Source organism: Paenibacillus sp. J23TS9, assembly GCF_018403225.1.
GTDB lineage: Bacteria > Bacillota > Bacilli > Paenibacillales > Paenibacillaceae > Paenibacillus_AQ.
Genome location: NZ_BOSG01000002.1, coordinates 86852 through 102747, shown reverse-complemented (window position 1 = coordinate 102747; position 15896 = coordinate 86852). Strand labels below are relative to the sequence as shown.

Sequence of the window (15896 nt, the reverse complement as noted above, 5' to 3'; positions counted from 1 at the left end):
TGAGTGGAATTCCAGATAATCATGGAGAGAGGGGAGGGACCGGATGTACTACTTGAAGGCGAATATTGAAAAGCCTGTGGAATTTGTGTCCGGGGGAGTGTTTGTGTCCAACATTCCCTGGGCGCATAGCGAGAGAGTTTTGGACTCTTTTGAAATTATTATCGGGATCAGTAAGTGCCTCTATATTTCACAAGGAAATACGGAGTACGAGGTCAGGTCCGGCGATGTGCTATTGCTGCTACCTGGAGAGATTCATCAGGGGTATCGAATGTGCGAGAGCGGAGTATCCTTCTTTTGGTTTCATTTCATTACAGACGGAGACTATGAATTGTTGGATGACGAGCAGCTGGCAGGTGAGCTGTCCAAGCTTAACAAGCCGGACTCGACCAAGTATTTTTCAGAAGTATGTATTCCGCTTTATTATGCACCGTCCTCTGTAGAGCGGGTAAACATCCTATTTCAGCAGCTGCAGCATGTGGTTAATTCACATTACTATACGCAGCAAGCGGCTTGCTACATCACGACGTCTCTCTTGATTGAATTGTCGGAGCAAATGATAACCGATTATTACAATTCATCCAAGCTGCCTGAGGGCGACAAGATTATATCCGAAATGATTGAATGGATACGGATTCATATGAAGGAGGAGATTTCCGTTTCCGATGTGGCGGATAAGTTCCTGTACAACAAAGATTATTTGTCTCGATTTTTCAAGAAGAAGACAGGCTACCATCTGCAGGAATACATACATCTGATGAAAATGTCCAAGGCAAAGGATTTGTTGACCCGCAGCTCAATGAGCATAAGGAGCATAGCGGAGTTTGTAGGCTTTCATGACGAGAAATATTTTATGAGACTGTTTAAAAAATATGAAAATATGACTCCAACCGAGTACCGGCATGCCTTTTATAAAATCCATATGAACGACCATTGACAGGTGGACAATTTCGTATTTTTCATGGACGAACTCGATACCGTGTAGGAAAAGATTAGGGCAAAGAAATAGGAGGGCTTTCGCCCTCCATGTTCTCTACTCTGCGGATCAGTCCTTCCATTCCACACGGCGGAGCAAACCATGCTTCATCAGTGCTAACACAAAATCCGTATAATAGGCTTTGCGAACGATGGCACCATATTCGTGGTTTTTGTAAATATAGAAAAGCGCATCCGTGTAGATATCATTATCTTCAAAGTAGCGTCGTATTTCTTTTAGACGACCCAGATAGGGATCTTCCTGAAGCAGGTGAATCCGAAACTCGACATCCTCTTCATTAATGGTCTCCGTTATGATAGCAACATCCTCGTTGCAGCGATAGGTCAGCATGCTGGCGCCTCCATTTCGATGAATTGACATATTCCCCACTTACTTCATTTATCACATTAAATAACGTAAATATACATAGCCGCTAGCTAGAATAACGGACAAAATCATAATGGGAAAACCATATTTCATAAATGTCGTGAATTTCAGCGTATATCCCTCTTTGGCCGCCATGCCGGCAACGATCAGATTCGCGCTGGCACCAATCAGTGTACCGTTTCCGCCGAGGCATGCACCAAGCGCGAGACTCCACCATAAGGGCTCCAGATTGCTTACGCCCATGCTACCCATATCCTGAATCATTGGAATCATCGTTGCAACAAACGGGATGTTGTCGATGAAGGCGGAGGCGATCGCGCTCAGCCATAGAATCAGCATGGAGGTCGAGGTCACATTGCCTCCGGTGAGCGCAACCGCCTTTTCAGCCAGTGTGGCGATCACTCCCGTTTCGATGAGGCCGCCTACGAGTATGAACAATCCAATAAAGAAGAAAATCGTAGGCCACTCTACCTTGGCGAATGCTTCCTCAAGCATATGCTCTCCGGTCAGCAGCAGAAGCAGGAAAGCTCCAGCCAGAGCCACCGTGGCGGATTCAATGTGAACGAGCTGATGGATGAAGAATCCGAAAATCGTAAGTCCAAGTACGGTCAGGCACTTGGTCAGCAGCTTACGGTCTGTCAAAAGCTCCTTCTCGTCCAGATCCATAATGCTCTGCATCAGCTCAGGCGTTGTTTTGATCTGTTTGCGGAAGAGAAAAATGAAAATCGGGATCAGAAGGGCAAGGATAACCAGCGCAATTGGCATCAGGTTTTGAATGAAGGCCATAAACGTTAATTCCTTGACGGCACTGCCGATCATAATGTTCGGCGGATCGCCAATCAAGGTTGCTGTACCGCCGACATTGGAAGCAATAATTTGCGTGATCAGAAACGGGATCGGATTGACCCGCAGTTGGCGTGTAATACTAAAGGTAACGGGCACCATCAGCAGTACAGTGGTTACATTGTCCAGAAATGCAGACCCAACCGCAGTGAGCAGCATGAGGACAAGCAGGATGGCCAGCGGCCGCCCCTTGGCTTTTTTTGCGGCCCAGATGGCGACAAACTTGAATAGTCCCGTTTCCGCCGTGATGTTGACAATGATCATCATCCCGATCAAGAGACCGAGTGTATTGAAATCGATATGATGGATAGCTTTTTCCTGGCTTACAATTCCGAGAATCACCATCAGCGCCCCGCCAATCATGGCGACGATCGTGCGGTGGATTTTCTCCGAAATAATCAGTGCATAAGCAATTAAAAAGATAGCAATAGCCAAAATCGTTTGTTGTTCCATAATTTCCTCCCCGTAATGTTCTTCGTTGCGGTCCGTCATGTCATTAGATTTAGCATTATATCAAGTTCTAATTCCTCCTTTAATTCCAGGAGAAGCTTGCCACATGCGGACCTCAAGAAGGACGAGAAGGCAAAAAAAGACAAAAGGAGCCCGCACGTGGCAGGCTCCTCCGAATGTTGTCTATGCGATTTGAAATAACTTGCCCCAATGTGAAAGGGGAACATGAAAAATGGTTTACAATAATTATAAAGTGTTCACACCGACTTGTAAAGGATAGTCGAACTCTAACGGGAAAGGAGACGGATATGAACAAAAAGTGGTGGAAAGAAAGCGTAGTGTACCAAATTTATCCGATCAGCTTCATGGATGCGAATGGCGACGGAATTGGTGATTTGCGGGGAATCATGTCGAAGCTGGATTATCTGAAGGAGCTTGGTGTAGATGTACTTTGGATTTGTCCCATCTACAAATCGCCGAATCATGATAACGGCTATGACATCTGTGATTACCAGGACATCATGAAGGAATTCGGAACGATGGATGATTTTGATCGGCTGCTTAGAGAAGCGCATATGCGCGGCCTGAAAATCATGATGGACCTGGTGTTAAATCATACCTCGGACGAGCATCCGTGGTTTATTGAATCGCGGGCTTCGGAGGACAATCCGAAACGGGATTTTTATATTTGGCGCAAGGGCAAAAACGGTGGACCCCCGAACAACTGGGAATCCTACTTCAGCGGCTCCGTCTGGCAGTATGACGAAACGACGGATGAATATTACCTTCATCTCTACTCCAAGCATCAGCCTGATCTGAACTGGGAAAATGAGAAGGTCATCGACAGCATGCATGAGATGGTGGAATGGTGGTTGAAAAAAGGGGTCGACGGCTTCCGTTTTGACGCGATAGCTCATATCGTGAAGGCTGTAGGGCTGCCGGATGGAGAGAATCCGAACCATCTGCCGACGGTACGCGCTTATGAGCTGTTTTCCAATCTGGAAAACGTGCATACCCTGCTAAACAATCTCTATGAGCGTGTCTTATTCCATTACGATATCATGACTGTGGGTGAAACCTCCGGCCTTGGCCCGGAGCAGGCGCTCAGCTATGTGGGCGACACCCGTAATGAGCTGAACATGGTGTTCCAATTTGAGCATATGCAGCTGGATGCGGCATCCGGGGGTTCGGGAAAATGGAATATGCGTCCATGGAATTTGCTTGAGCTGAAGAAGGTCATGAGCAATTGGCAGACGGTTCTGCATGACCAGGGATGGAATGCCAACTACTGGTGCAACCATGATCAGCCGCGTTCGGTTTCACGTTTTGGGGATGACAATAAATATCGTGTGGAGTCGGCAAAAATGCTGGGGACCTTCATTCATATGCTTGAGGGAACGCCGTATATTTATCAGGGCGAAGAAATTGGGATGACGAACATTGCCTTTCAGTCCATCGATGATTACCGGGATGTGGAGACGCTCAATTTCTATGAGGAACAAATGAACCAAGGCGTTCCGGAAGAGCAGATCATGGAGGTCATTTGGAAAAAAAGCAGGGATAATGCCAGAACGCCGATGCAGTGGAACAAGAGCGAAGAAGCAGGCTTTACAAAAGGTACCCCTTGGATCAGAGTGAATTCGAACTATCCGTTGATCAACGTGGAGGATGCCTTGAAGGATCCGGATTCCATTTACTATTATTACAAGAAGCTGATTGCCCTGCGCAAGGAGCATGAAGTCATTGTGTATGGGAAATATGAGCTCCTGCTTCCGCTGGACACTCAAATCTATGCCTTTACCCGTACCCTCGGAGATGTTTGCCTGCTGGTTATACTCAACTTTTTTGGAGAGGAGCCGGAGTTGAACCTCCCGAGCAGCCTGCATCTTGCATCGAAAGAGCTGTTGATCTCCAATTATCCTGTCAAAGGCGATGATGATCTCAGTAAAACGGCCCGGCTTCGCCCTTATGAATCCAGGGTGTACATGCTGAAAGCATAAAGGCTTGACAGGAGTTAAAAATATTGTTAAATTTACCTCATCCTAAACCAAGGGAGAGATTTTGATGACGGTGGTAGTTCTTAACTAATCAAATTCCATAACAGATCGCAGGAAAGACACAGGGTAAGTATGCCTATGAAGGCAGCTTTATTTTCTTATGTCCTTTCCAGCAGATTCAAAAAGCATGGCTGCATTTTACGATATGGCCTGTGCTAATTTGCTCTGCACGATCTTGGAAATAGTTAAGAACACGCGAAGCATCAAACGGCACCTTGGCTGCTGTTTCTTTCTTTGTTAACTCTAAGGCATCTTCTTCGGCTGAAGTCCGAAAACGATGGCCTTTTGAAAACCGTGCTCTTGCAGCACGGTTTTTTTGCGTTTAACAAAGGGATTGAAACTTGCAGGAGCACAGGGGACAGGGAATCGCGTATGCATTCTTTGTCCCTTTTTTGCGTTTTTTTGCACATGAAAAGAAAAAAAGGAGGTTCATGAAACTCATGGACAACATAACGATGAGCATGCTGGAGTATGACAAATTAAAGGAGAGGCTGCTTGAATACGCAGTATCTTACGCAGGCAGGAAGCATATTGAGGACCTGGTGCCGGGAAGCCACCTGAGGGCCATAGAATCCGCACTTCTGGAAACCGCGGAAGCCAAGGCTCTCCTGGATAAGGGAGCAAGCGTACCGCTGCCTTCACTTGAGGGCATTGAGCATATCACCTCGCTGCTGCATACGGGGTATCTGTTCTCAGAGCAGGATTTCGCGGCCGTGCAGATCTTCTTACACAGCTGCAGCCAGCTTAGAAAGTATATGGCCGGGAAAAGGGAGATTGCACCAACGGTCAGCAGCTACGCATCATCTATGGAGGAGCTGCCGCGCCTGAAGAGTGAGATTGAGCGCTGTATCCGGTTTGGCAAAGTGGATGATCAGGCCAGCAAGCAGCTGGAGAAGGTCCGCAAAAAAATTGCCGTTATCAAGGAGCGGATTCAGAAAAAAATGAGCGCGATCCTGTCGCGGCACGGCTCGATTCTGCAGGAGCATCTGGTCAGTGTGCGCGGCGGACGTTATGTCGTACCGGTGAAGAGGGAATACCACAAGCAAATCAAGGGAGCGGTGCTCGATCAATCGACCAGTGGCCAGACGGTATTTGTCGAGCCGGAGGAAATATCCCTGCTTCAAACGGAGCTCGGCATGCTGGAGGCTGATGAGGCGCGGGAGGAAGGTGTGGTGCTGAGCATGCTGACAGGCATGCTGGAAGCATCAAGTAACGAACTTCAGCTGAACATCGACATTACGGGAAACTATGATTTTATATTTGCCAAAGCCAAATACGGACGCTCCATTGGGGGTAGGTCTGTTCAATTAAACGCTGATGGACTGATCCGGCTCCGCGGTGCGAAGCATCCTCTGATGCTGAAAACGATGGTGCCGCTTTATCTGGAAATGGGGAAAGGTTACCGTTCCCTGATTATTACCGGACCCAATACCGGCGGCAAAACCGTAGCGTTAAAAACGCTCGGGCTGCTGACGCTGATGGTTCAGTCGGGGTTGCTCGTGCCTGTGGAAGACGGGAGCATATTCGCCGTATTCGGCAATGTCATGACAGCGATTGGGGACGGCCAGAGCATAGAGCAGTCGCTCAGCACATTTTCAGCCCAAATCCGCAGATTGATCGCTATGGTGGATGCTGCTGACCGGTCTACGCTGCTTCTTATTGATGAGCTTGCGGCAGGTACGGATCCGGGTGAGGGAATGTCCCTTTCCATCGCAATTCTCGAGGAGCTTAACGGGCGTGGTGCGATGATGATGGTGACGACCCATTTTAACGAGCTGAAGGGCTTTGCTTCCCGCACCCCGGGCTTTCAGAATGCGCGAATGGAATTCGATGTCGACACACTGGAGCCCATGTACCGCTTGACGATCGGCGAATCGGGCCAAAGCTATGCGATTGAAATTGCCACGAAGCTGGGCATGCCTTCCGGAATTATCGGACGGTCACGGCATATTTTGCAGAGTCATAAGCCGCAGCTGGCTGTAGCGATGCCGGAGATTGCTCCTGAACTAGGCATGCGCTCGGATGAACCACAGGAGGAAGCCGAACCGCTGGATCATGCCGGACTAAGACATCCGAATTCCGGAGGGAAGAACAATGATCGCCAATCTGAAAACGGGAAAAGGAAGAATTCTCTGAAAGACGGCATGGAATCTGAGCCAGAGAATAATCCCAAGAAAGCCAGGTTTGAGATTGGAGATGCGGTATATGTCAGCTCCGTGGGCCGGGTTGGCATCATCTATCAAGAGGAAGATGCGAAAGGCATGGTCGGCGTAATGATTCAGAAGCAGAAGCTGAAGATCAACCGGAAACGGCTGAAGCCGTATATTGAAAAAGGGAACCTATATCCTGACGATTACGACTTCGACATTATCTTTGAGAGCAAGGAGAACCGCAAGAAGAGCAAATTGATGCAGCGGAAGCATGTGGAGGGGCTGAGCATCATCCGTAACCCGGACGATAACTAGATACAAGAAAAGCAGGGAGGCATCTGGATACAGACTGTTTCTCTGCCTTTTAAAAATTGCGTTTATAGCCGGATTAAAGCGGTTGAATTCTGATGGAGCGGGTAAAGAAAAGATAAGAATTCCTATATCTTGCGCCATAGTGTATCGAATAGAGAATTCCAATGCGACTTGAGCTTATTTACTAATCATCGATTTTTAAAACATTTTTAGATATATAGGCTTAATTAAAGGCAGATGGAGGGAAATCAATGTATGAAACCCGAAGAAATGGACCGTAAGCTGGAGCCAGTCATTCAAAGGTTGTCAGAGCAGGATGTACTGAGCCCATACAACGATGCTACCAGTGACAGAATTCATGAGAGCAAGGAAAAAATGCAGCAGTGGACCAAAGAGGATTATCTGAATTCGCAGCAAAAGGTGGACCGCATTAATCAGGAATTAACGGAAGCGATCAGGGGAGGAGAATCGCCGGAGAGCCCGCGGGTTCAGGATATTATCCGTCAGCACTATGAATCCATGACGCAGTATTATACGCCTACGGCTGATGTATACCGGGGGCTTGGAGAGCTTTATGTCGAGCAGCCCGAATATAAGAAGCTGTTTGATTCGTATCATCCCCGCCTTGCGCGTTTCCTTTGTGAGGCGATGAGGTTCTTTGCTGATCATAAACTGAAATGAAGCGTATGCATAAAAAAAGAAGGCCTTCTGACTGCAGCAGAAGACCAATCCATTGAAGGAATTAGAAAAATATTACATTTTTTCACTGATGATTTGGGCAAACTGCTCCAGAAACTGGCGCTCATCATGATCGAAACGTCCCTTAAGCGGACTATCGATATCGAGCACACCGAGCAGCTGCTCATTTTTTATGAGCGGAATGACGATTTCGCTGTTGGACGCCGCATCACAGGCAATATGTCCTGGAAAATCATGCACGTCATCGACAACGAGCGTTCTGCGCTCTGCTGCTGCTGTACCGCACACGCCGCGGCTCATTGGAATACGGATACAGGCAGGAAGGCCTTGAAAAGGACCCAATACCAGCTCGTGTCCGTCGTAGAGATAAAAGCCGACCCAGTTAATATCCGGCAGGAAGCTGTTCAGCAGCGCTGAAGCATTAGCCAGATTGGCGATGGAGCTGGGTTCATCGTGAATGAGAGATTTCAGTTGTTCCAGAACGGTTGTGAACTGCTCGCCCCGGTTTCCTTCATAAGGAAGTGCTTGAAACATCATACTCCACCCTTTCTTTTAACCGATGGTTAATTATTAAAGATAGTATACAGGATTATCGCCTGCGTCAAGCAAAAGATGTGCCCTTCATGTGGAACGCGGAGGGAGGAAAGATTGTTTCCTAATCCTAGAACCAGGGTAAACAAAGGGTGACGAGCAAAGACGAAGGCTAGAAGGTAAGCCATCACGGGAGGGAGAGAGGCAGCATGCGTGCAGATATGCAAAACTTATTTATGGGAATCCATATGCTTTACCATGCCCACACAAAGGATTTGACTGTGAGGGATATGGAGCCGGAACTGGAGCGTCACGGATACAAGGTTGGTGAGCGTGAAGTGAAAAAGGAGCTTGAGCACCTGACTGAACTGAATTTCCTGACCGCGCACGGTGACGAGTACAGCCTGACGGGAACCGGGATTGAGGAGTTCAAGGATATCCAGGTCATGCTGAAGGAGCTGTGCGGTGAGGTACTGGAACCCGTGGAGCAAAGCGAGAAGGAAAGAACGGAAGCCTGATCCAATACGGCATGCCATTTGACATCTTAGAAGGAGCGTAAAGTTATGATAAAAAGGATAGTAATGACGGGTTTGGTTGCAAACATAAGTCTTAATCCGCAGGCGTTCGCTTCCGGTACGGCGGTGTCAGGAGCCAAACAAGCAGCACACGGAACCTGGTACTGGCTAGTATACAGCGCGGCGATTCTTTTGTTCGGCTTTACCATCTATATCATGTCAGGGGCACGGATGAAGCGGCGGGTGAACATGCTGAGGGTTGCCCTCCAGACAGAACTCGATATGGTTAACAGTCTCTTGTCCGAGAAGTATTCATCGGATTTGACCGAACCAAGAGCAGGACATCTACAGGAAAGCCGTATCCAGCAGTTGAATGAGCTGAAGTCCAGGCTGTTGGCAGATCTTAAAGAGCTGAATCGCAGTAACGTTTCCGTATTTAATCTGGTAGCCCTAAGCAGCATCGCCAAACGTTTCACTGCAGAGAAAAGATCGATCCGGGCGCAGCTTCAGGCGCAGAATGGATGAGCGCCGTAATCCGATTCATAATCATATACAATGAATAACCCCCATGGAAAGCTGAAAGAAGCTTCTGCCCAGGGGGTTATTTTTTCTTGAGCGAATATATCTGGATAACTAAGTATTGGGCGCCTCCGTCAGGCTGAGACCGACAAACTCTGCCTCTTCCTGCCATAACCGCTCGGGGATAGGCTCAATCGAATTTACAGGGCTGCTCCGGCAAGAAAGGGCTTCTCGCATAAACTCCTTTACCGATTGCTTATACAGACCGGGATTGGTGTCAATGGCAAAGCCATGGGCTGCCCCTTCGATCAATAGCAGCTGCTTAAGGCCGGATTTGGCCTCGTATAGATCCTCACTCATTTCTGGCGGGATATAATGATCCCCCGTGCCGTGTATGAACATAGCAGGAATGCTGCTGCCTTTTACAGAGCGGATGGGACTCACCTGTTCAAGCATAAAACCTGCTTTCCTGCGCATTTTTGCATTTACTAATGGAAGGAAAAGAGCTGCCGGAAGATGGTTCAGCCGCTGTATCTGATGGTGCATAAGACGTGTCAGATCCGAATAAGGACAATCAGCTATAACAAATTTAACCACGGGATCGGGAAGTGACAAATATTCCAGTATCGTGCCACCGCCAAGGGAAACCCCGTGCAGTCCGATAATGCAGTTATGGCCGTAGGTGCTGGTTATATATCCGAGCCATGCTGCTACATCATGCTTTTCATGATAGCCGTAAGTTGTATACTTGCCTTCGCTTTTCCCGTGACGGCGCTGATCAATCAGCAGCAGATTAAAGTCTTCCTCAAGGAACATTTCCATGAAGGGGATCGATGCGGGCAGAGAAGTGGTATATCCATGCACGAGGATCATCCATTTTGCCGAGGTCTGTTTTGCCTTGACCACAACTCCGTTCAGACGAAGAGCATCATGGCTCGTAATCTGCACTTCTTCTTTCGGCAGCGGTTCATAGAATTCCCGAAGGCGGGCTCCTGCCCGTTCCAGCGCTTCAAAGGTCTGCTGGTGGTTTAAGCCCTTCATTTGCGTCATTTGTACGAAAGCGTATTGGGTAATACCTGCGGCCGCAAGCGCGGCAGCCGCCACAATAAGGACGGGAATCCACCAATCCATTTCCATTCAACCCCCAAGCTGATGCAAATTCAATAGCGCTTAGTATATACAGGAATATCCAGATTTAACCGCCATTCTTGCGCCTTGATCCGAATGTTTGAATAAATTCCGACGAATGCGGAGGAGGCACCCAAAGCGGGTGAGAACCGCTCCCTATTGTATAGCCTTTCAAAGAGTAAGATGCTAGAATAAAGTAGAAGAGAAGTGCTTTGTCACTGACCATAGAGAAAGAACTAAAGAGATTATGCCAAGGCGCCTCAAACTTTAGTTCGAAGAAAGGAGAGGGCTCGCAATCTATGAAAACGAAGAAAAAGCCGGTGAATAAGGCGGCACAGATGAAAGCCCAGCGGGAACAGCAGGAAAAGCGCATGAAGAGGGTCATTTGGATCACGGCTGCATGCATTGTGGTGCTTGTTGTGCTGCTGCTGGTTATTAAGCCCAATTCGGCCAAGGGAGACTTTGACTACAGCGCACTGCCTGTGATGGGCAATCCGGACGCACCGGTCAAAATTGTGGAGATGGGCGATTACAAATGTCCAAGCTGCCAGTACTTTACGCAGGAAATTTCTCCGCAGCTGCAGAAGGATTACATTGATACGGGTAAGGTTGCCCTGTATTTCATGAATTATCTCATTATCAGTCCGGACGCGGATTCCAATACCGCTGCTCTGGCTGCGCAATCCGTGTTCCATCAGAACAAGGATGAGTTCTGGAAGTATTATGATGCGATCTACAAAAATCAGGGTGATGAGAGCACCGAGTGGGCAACACCGGATTTCCTGGTCAATCTCGCCAAAACTGAAAATATCAACGTCGATTATGACAAGCTTCGCAAGGATATCGATGAAGGAACCTATCAAAAAGAAGTCGACAGCCACAACGAAACAGCGAAAAGCCTGCATGTCATGAGCACGCCGACCTTGTTCGTCAATGGGGAGAAGGCTCCGGAAAAGGCCTCCATGGACTACACCGAGTTGAAGCCGTACATTGAGAAAAAATTGGCTGATCAAAATACAAAGTAAAGATGTAAGGATAAGATCCTGAATAAAAAGGAGTTTTAAGCGATGGAAGGCAATCGTTTCTTGGCGTCTATTCGCCCGTATGCCCTATACATGGCATGGATTGTATCCATCGTGGCTGTGGGCGGAAGCTTGTACTTAAGCGAAATCATGCATTATGAGCCCTGCAAGCTGTGCTGGCTTCAGCGGATTTTTATGTATCCGCAGGTTATCCTGCTGGGGATCGCAAGCTACAAGAACGACCGAAAAATCATTCCCTACGCCATGACACTCAGTATTATTGGGGGCTTCATCTCCATTTATCATTATGCAGAGCAGAAAATACCGGCTCTTGCCAAGGCACTTCCATGTACGGTTGGCATACCCTGCGACTTTGATTACCTGAATTGGTTCGGATTCATTACGATCCCGCTTTTGGCACTGATTGCTTTCATACTTATTGTTTGTCTGCTCATCGCCGGACGCGAAACAGTGGAGGAAGTTCAAGAAGCATAATGTTCTTTAAAGCGCTTGTCCCGGTACATGCCAAGCTTACGGCTGAATGGGACAAGCGCTTTTTTCATGAGATATCGGAAGCGGCTTGATCATAGGATGCACCCGGGTGTACAGTGAATGTAATTTTGTTTGGTTAGAAGAGGAGGAGTGAACATCATGCCGTACAAATGCGGAGGAGAGATTCCGAGGCTTGCGGGAGACCGCGTTAAGCTGCGCCCCCTAGCTTTGAATGATGCGTTGCTCATGTTCGAATGCTGGTCCGACCCTGAAGTGCGCCTCTATTCGGATCTTCCCGAGATGCAGGATGCGGCCGCGGCAGCTGAAATGATCCAGATTCTTAATAGTCTGTCCCTGACCGAAGAGGGTCTCAGATGGGGCATTGAAGCAGAGGACGGCACGCTGATCGGCAGCTGTGGCATGAACTGGTGGCAGTTGGAGGGAGCTTACCGTGGGGAGATTGGCTGCGAACTGGCCCGGCCATACTGGGGAAAGGGATATATGCGCGAAGCGGTGAAGGTTATCCTTGGCTATTCTTTTGACATGATGGGGCTAAACCGTCTTGAAGCGCTGACCGATCCCCGCAATGTACGTGCCGGCCGGCTCTTTGAATCCCTCGGTTTTAAGCTGGAAGGAATGCTGAGACAATATAGGCATACGGACAGCGGTTTCGTAGATGCCAACCTGCATGCGCTGCTGCGTGATGAATGGGAAGCTTCTGACAGATCATGAAAGCTGCAGTTGTTTTAGGAGGAAGAGAATGATCATTGCCTATCAACAAGGAACATCACAACTGCATCGCACGGACCCGCTTAGCAAGCTGGTATTGCTGTTTTGCATTGCGCTGCTGACCATGAGGCTGCAATCCTCGCTGGGCCAGGCGCTGCTGCTGGGAATCGTTTTGCTGATGGCCCGCTGGGCCGGCAGAATGCCATGGAAAAAACAGGCGAAAGCACTTGCTTTACTGGCGGGCTTCGCAGTTCCTTATTTTCTGGTGACCCTGTTAACTGTGCCGGGTGAGCATGTGATGATGCAATGGGGGCCAATGCGTCTGACACAGGAAGCCTTCGATACGGCCGGCTCGGTCACGCTCCGTATGTTCACCGTGTTTTTATCCTCATACGTATTTATGTTCACGACGGATCCGCGTGATATGGTGATATCGTTAACTAGACGGCTGCGGATTCCTTACCGCTTCGCTTTTGGTTTGTCGATGGCGCTGACGTTTCTCCCGCTGCTTGAAGAGGAAGGCAAAAGCATTTCTGCAGCCCATCAGGTAAGAGGCCATGGGAAGGCCGCCGGCATCCGGGGCAGAGTGGAGTGGTGGCGAACTTTCACATCGGCAGTGATGCATAATGCGGTAAGAAGGATTCAACAGACTGCGGGTGCGATGGAAGCCAAAGGCTTCGGGGCCTTTCCGGATCGGACGTTTTTACGGGAAAGCATGCCTATACGAAAAGGCCAATGGCTTGCATGGATCGCTGTATTGTTAACTGCAGGAATGTGGTGGTATATCCATATTGTTAACCTTTAATATGAATATTAGTTGACGGTTATAACTTGAGAATGCAAAATAACAGGGAGAGCTTTAGCGGATATGAAGGAGCAGCTCAGCTGCTTTCTTCTGCGTAAAAGCTCATCCTTTTTTTAATGTTTAGGAGTTGACATGAGATGGAAACCTCATCACAATCTAAGAGACGTTACCCTACCTTCACCACACTGGATATTGTGCTTATGGCTATGCTGGCTACAGCCAATGCTGTCATGACTTTTTATTTGTCCTATATCAATAAAATGCTGAACAGCCTGGGCGGCCCTGTAGCAACATCAACCATCGTCGGTTTGTACATGGTATACGGCCTGCTCGCATATTACATTATACGCAAGCCCGGTACGGCAGCCATTACATATGGAATCGGCGGAGCCATCCAGTGCTTTGTAGGGAATACTTATGGGATTGCCGCCGCGATCGTGGCGGCGCTGTGCTACATGGTTGTGGCGGAAGCTGTATTCGCGCTTGCACGCTATAAACGCTGGGGCACGGGCATGATGATGCTCGCCGGAGGAGTCATGGTTCCTTTGTGGTTCCTGTGCGCAGCCAATATGTTTGGTTATACGGCGTGGAGCGGGCAGGTGCTTGCCCTTACGCTGGTCATGCGTCTCTTAAGCGGTATCGTACTTTGCGGTTTACTGACCAAGGTGCTCGGAGACATGCTGCAGCGAAGCGGACTCCTGCGGCGGTTTGCCATTGGAGGAAAGAGAGCAGAGCATGCAAAAGGTATCCATTAAATGTTCAAATCTATCATATTATTACGATGACGAGCGGGAACCGGCGCTGCAAGGGCTGTCACTGACCATTCCGGAAGGGGAATGGACGGCGGTTATCGGCCCGGGCGGCAGCGGCAAATCCACGTTGTGCCAGCTGCTGAGCGGATATTTGCCGCGAAGCGGCGGTGGCACAAGAGAAGGTAACCTTGAAATGGCCGGGCTTGATCCGGCCATGGCTGAAATTGCGGACATTGCGCAGCTATGCGGGCTTGTCTTCCAGGACCCTGATGCCCAGCTGGTACAGGGGACACCCCAGGATGAAGCGGCCTTTGGCCCGGAGAATCTGCGGGTGCCTCCGCCGGAGATCGAGCGGCGGGTAGAGGAGGTGCTGGCGGCGGTGAATCTGGAAGAACGCCGCCATTCCCCGGTGCGCGAGCTGTCCGGCGGACAGCGCCAGCGCACGGCCATCGCCGCGGTTCTGGCGCTGCGCCCCCGCATCGTCGTGTTCGACGATGCGTCGGCAAGCCTTGATCCCGCGGCGCAGGAGCAGTTCGTGCAGCTTTGCCGCAAGCTGCACGAGGAGGGCCGGACGCTGATTACCGCGTCCGGCCGGTTCGACGATGCCGCGCGCTCCGCAGGGCGCGTCATCGTCCTGGATGGCGGCCGTGTCCTATTGGACGGGCCGCCGCTGGAACTGCTGCGCACGAGCCGGGACCGGCTTGCGCAGCTTGGGCTGCTGCCCCCATGGGAGGGGGCAGTCCTTCCTGCGGGTCCCCGCCACAAGGCGGACCCGCCTGCGCCGGCGGCGTCTGCACATATGACGCCGCCCCGGGCTGCCGCTGATTCCGGCAGCCTCCTCAAGGTCGACCGGCTGAGCTATGCCTATGCCGGCGGTTCACCGGCGCTTCACGAAGTCAGCTTCTCCATGAAGCCGGGCGAGTGGGGCATCATTACCGGTGAGAACGGCTCAGGCAAAACAACGCTGACCCGTCTTTTGATGGGACTGCTTCCGGTGCCGCCGGGAGCAGTTTATTGGGAAGACAAGGATATGGCCGCATGGCGTGTCCAGCAGCGGGCGGAAAGAATCGGTTATGTTTTTCAGCAGCCGGAGCATCAATTCGTCGCCCATACGGTGTGGGATGAGCTGGTGTATGGTCTCGGACGGAAGAATGGCCGCGTTAAAGTGCTGGATTCCGGGGAGCGCGAAGCAGCGGAAGCACTGCTTCAGACCGCAGGGCTCGGGGAACGGCGTACCGTATCTCCATACCTGCTCAGCCAGGGGGAGAAGAAGCTGCTCAGCATCATCGGCCAATTTATTCATCCGAAGGCGCTCTATATTTTGGATGAGCCGACCTCCGGCATTGATTACGGCGCAGCAGCCAAGGTCCTGCAGCTCTGCCGCGAGAAGACGGCGGCGGGTTCGGCTGTACTGATGATCACACATGATCCCGCCTTGGTAGAAGGTGAAGCAGCATTTATGCTGAAGCTTCATCTCCGGGCGGCGGCTGATTACATGAGACTTGAGAAAAAGGAATACTTCCGCCCTTAAG

At 49.8% G+C, this 15896-nt stretch carries 16 protein-coding genes; 12 read left to right on the top strand and 4 right to left on the bottom strand.

What is annotated here, in order from left to right; translation table 11 throughout:
* The first annotated feature begins 43 nt into the window (after positions 1 to 43).
* Positions 44 to 934 (top strand): AraC family transcriptional regulator, encoded by an 891-nt coding sequence (locus KJS65_RS16035; RefSeq protein ID WP_213650923.1) that lies wholly within the window; start codon positions 44 to 46, stop codon positions 932 to 934.
* Between the two features lie 108 nt (positions 935 to 1042).
* Here the strand turns inward: KJS65_RS16035 and KJS65_RS16030 are convergent, their stop codons facing one another.
* Together KJS65_RS16030 and KJS65_RS16025 are read right to left on the bottom strand one after the other, a co-directional pair.
* Positions 1043 to 1324, bottom strand: a complete 282-nt coding sequence (locus KJS65_RS16030) for a hypothetical protein (RefSeq protein WP_213650922.1) — start codon at positions 1322 to 1324, stop codon at positions 1043 to 1045.
* Between the two features lie 51 nt (positions 1325 to 1375).
* Entirely contained in the window at positions 1376 to 2656 is a 1281-nt protein-coding gene (locus tag KJS65_RS16025; protein WP_213650921.1) for an ArsB/NhaD family transporter, read from the bottom strand.
* A gap of 305 nt (positions 2657 to 2961) precedes the next feature.
* On the opposite strand from KJS65_RS16025, the gene KJS65_RS16020 reads away from it, so the two are divergent.
* The 3 genes from KJS65_RS16020 (at position 2962) to KJS65_RS16010 (ending at position 7853) form a co-directional block, all read left to right on the top strand.
* Positions 2962 to 4653, top strand: a complete 1692-nt coding sequence (locus KJS65_RS16020; protein WP_213650920.1) for a glycoside hydrolase family 13 protein — start codon at positions 2962 to 2964, stop codon at positions 4651 to 4653.
* Between the two features lie 497 nt (positions 4654 to 5150).
* The gene (locus tag KJS65_RS16015; protein ID WP_213650919.1) at positions 5151 to 7175 is read left to right on the top strand and encodes an endonuclease MutS2; all 2025 of its coding nucleotides are present in this window, start codon (positions 5151 to 5153) and stop codon (positions 7173 to 7175) included.
* 252 nt (positions 7176 to 7427) lie between these two features.
* Positions 7428 to 7853 carry a TipAS antibiotic-recognition domain-containing protein gene (locus tag KJS65_RS16010; protein WP_213650918.1) on the top strand — a complete coding sequence of 142 codons (426 nt, stop codon included), beginning with the start codon at positions 7428 to 7430 and terminating at the stop codon, positions 7851 to 7853.
* 72 nt (positions 7854 to 7925) lie between these two features.
* On the opposite strand, the gene KJS65_RS16005 is transcribed toward KJS65_RS16010, so the two are convergent.
* Positions 7926 to 8405, bottom strand: coding sequence for a GAF domain-containing protein (locus tag KJS65_RS16005; RefSeq protein WP_213651348.1), 480 nt, complete (start codon positions 8403 to 8405; stop codon positions 7926 to 7928).
* 206 nt (positions 8406 to 8611) lie between these two features.
* On the opposite strand from KJS65_RS16005, the gene KJS65_RS16000 reads away from it, so the two are divergent.
* Both KJS65_RS16000 and KJS65_RS15995 read left to right on the top strand, forming a co-directional pair.
* Positions 8612 to 8920: a hypothetical protein gene (locus KJS65_RS16000; protein WP_213650917.1), complete on the top strand. Its 309-nt coding sequence runs from the start codon at positions 8612 to 8614 to the stop codon at positions 8918 to 8920.
* Between the two features lie 45 nt (positions 8921 to 8965).
* Positions 8966 to 9442 carry a hypothetical protein gene (locus KJS65_RS15995; protein WP_213650916.1) on the top strand — a complete coding sequence of 159 codons (477 nt, stop codon included), beginning with the start codon at positions 8966 to 8968 and terminating at the stop codon, positions 9440 to 9442.
* A 108-nt stretch (positions 9443 to 9550) separates the two neighbouring features.
* Here the strand turns inward: KJS65_RS15995 and KJS65_RS15990 are convergent, their stop codons facing one another.
* Positions 9551 to 10567, bottom strand: coding sequence for an alpha/beta hydrolase (locus KJS65_RS15990; RefSeq protein ID WP_213650915.1), 1017 nt, complete (start codon positions 10565 to 10567; stop codon positions 9551 to 9553).
* 296 nt (positions 10568 to 10863) lie between these two features.
* Here KJS65_RS15990 and KJS65_RS15985 point away from each other — a divergent pair, with 296 nt between their 5' ends.
* From KJS65_RS15985 to KJS65_RS15960, 6 genes are all read left to right on the top strand, one after another.
* Complete coding sequence (locus KJS65_RS15985; protein WP_213650914.1) at positions 10864 to 11589, top strand: DsbA family protein; 726 nt, start codon at positions 10864 to 10866, stop codon at positions 11587 to 11589.
* A 42-nt stretch (positions 11590 to 11631) separates the two neighbouring features.
* Positions 11632 to 12081 carry a disulfide oxidoreductase gene (locus tag KJS65_RS15980; protein WP_213650913.1) on the top strand — a complete coding sequence of 150 codons (450 nt, stop codon included), beginning with the start codon at positions 11632 to 11634 and terminating at the stop codon, positions 12079 to 12081.
* A gap of 156 nt (positions 12082 to 12237) precedes the next feature.
* Complete coding sequence (locus tag KJS65_RS15975; RefSeq protein WP_213650912.1) at positions 12238 to 12810, top strand: GNAT family N-acetyltransferase; 573 nt, start codon at positions 12238 to 12240, stop codon at positions 12808 to 12810.
* A 28-nt stretch (positions 12811 to 12838) separates the two neighbouring features.
* Positions 12839 to 13612 carry an energy-coupling factor transporter transmembrane component T family protein gene (locus KJS65_RS15970; RefSeq protein ID WP_213650911.1) on the top strand — a complete coding sequence of 258 codons (774 nt, stop codon included), beginning with the start codon at positions 12839 to 12841 and terminating at the stop codon, positions 13610 to 13612.
* Positions 13613 to 13749: 137 nt separating this feature from the next.
* Entirely contained in the window at positions 13750 to 14367 is a 618-nt protein-coding gene (locus KJS65_RS15965; protein WP_213650910.1) for an ECF transporter S component, read from the top strand.
* Positions 14348 to 15895: an ABC transporter ATP-binding protein gene (locus KJS65_RS15960; RefSeq protein WP_213650909.1), complete on the top strand. Its 1548-nt coding sequence runs from the start codon at positions 14348 to 14350 to the stop codon at positions 15893 to 15895. Before KJS65_RS15965 ends, KJS65_RS15960 begins: the two co-directional genes overlap by 20 nt.
* The last annotated feature ends 1 nt before the right edge of the window (position 15896 follow it).

Coding starts and splice junctions, on each gene's coding strand:
- KJS65_RS16035 (WP_213650923.1), top strand. CDS start 44: ATGTACTACTTGAAGGCGAATATTGAAAAGCCTGTGGAATTTGTGTCC.
- KJS65_RS16030 (WP_213650922.1), bottom strand. CDS start 1,324: ATGCTGACCTATCGCTGCAACGAGGATGTTGCTATCATAACGGAGACC.
- KJS65_RS16025 (WP_213650921.1), bottom strand. CDS start 2,656: ATGGAACAACAAACGATTTTGGCTATTGCTATCTTTTTAATTGCTTAT.
- KJS65_RS16020 (WP_213650920.1), top strand. CDS start 2,962: ATGAACAAAAAGTGGTGGAAAGAAAGCGTAGTGTACCAAATTTATCCG.
- KJS65_RS16015 (WP_213650919.1), top strand. CDS start 5,151: ATGGACAACATAACGATGAGCATGCTGGAGTATGACAAATTAAAGGAG.
- KJS65_RS16010 (WP_213650918.1), top strand. CDS start 7,428: ATGAAACCCGAAGAAATGGACCGTAAGCTGGAGCCAGTCATTCAAAGG.
- KJS65_RS16005 (WP_213651348.1), bottom strand. CDS start 8,405: ATGTTTCAAGCACTTCCTTATGAAGGAAACCGGGGCGAGCAGTTCACA.
- KJS65_RS16000 (WP_213650917.1), top strand. CDS start 8,612: ATGCGTGCAGATATGCAAAACTTATTTATGGGAATCCATATGCTTTAC.
- KJS65_RS15995 (WP_213650916.1), top strand. CDS start 8,966: ATGATAAAAAGGATAGTAATGACGGGTTTGGTTGCAAACATAAGTCTT.
- KJS65_RS15990 (WP_213650915.1), bottom strand. CDS start 10,567: ATGGATTGGTGGATTCCCGTCCTTATTGTGGCGGCTGCCGCGCTTGCG.
- KJS65_RS15985 (WP_213650914.1), top strand. CDS start 10,864: ATGAAAACGAAGAAAAAGCCGGTGAATAAGGCGGCACAGATGAAAGCC.
- KJS65_RS15980 (WP_213650913.1), top strand. CDS start 11,632: ATGGAAGGCAATCGTTTCTTGGCGTCTATTCGCCCGTATGCCCTATAC.
- KJS65_RS15975 (WP_213650912.1), top strand. CDS start 12,238: ATGCCGTACAAATGCGGAGGAGAGATTCCGAGGCTTGCGGGAGACCGC.
- KJS65_RS15970 (WP_213650911.1), top strand. CDS start 12,839: ATGATCATTGCCTATCAACAAGGAACATCACAACTGCATCGCACGGAC.
- KJS65_RS15965 (WP_213650910.1), top strand. CDS start 13,750: ATGGAAACCTCATCACAATCTAAGAGACGTTACCCTACCTTCACCACA.
- KJS65_RS15960 (WP_213650909.1), top strand. CDS start 14,348: ATGCAAAAGGTATCCATTAAATGTTCAAATCTATCATATTATTACGAT.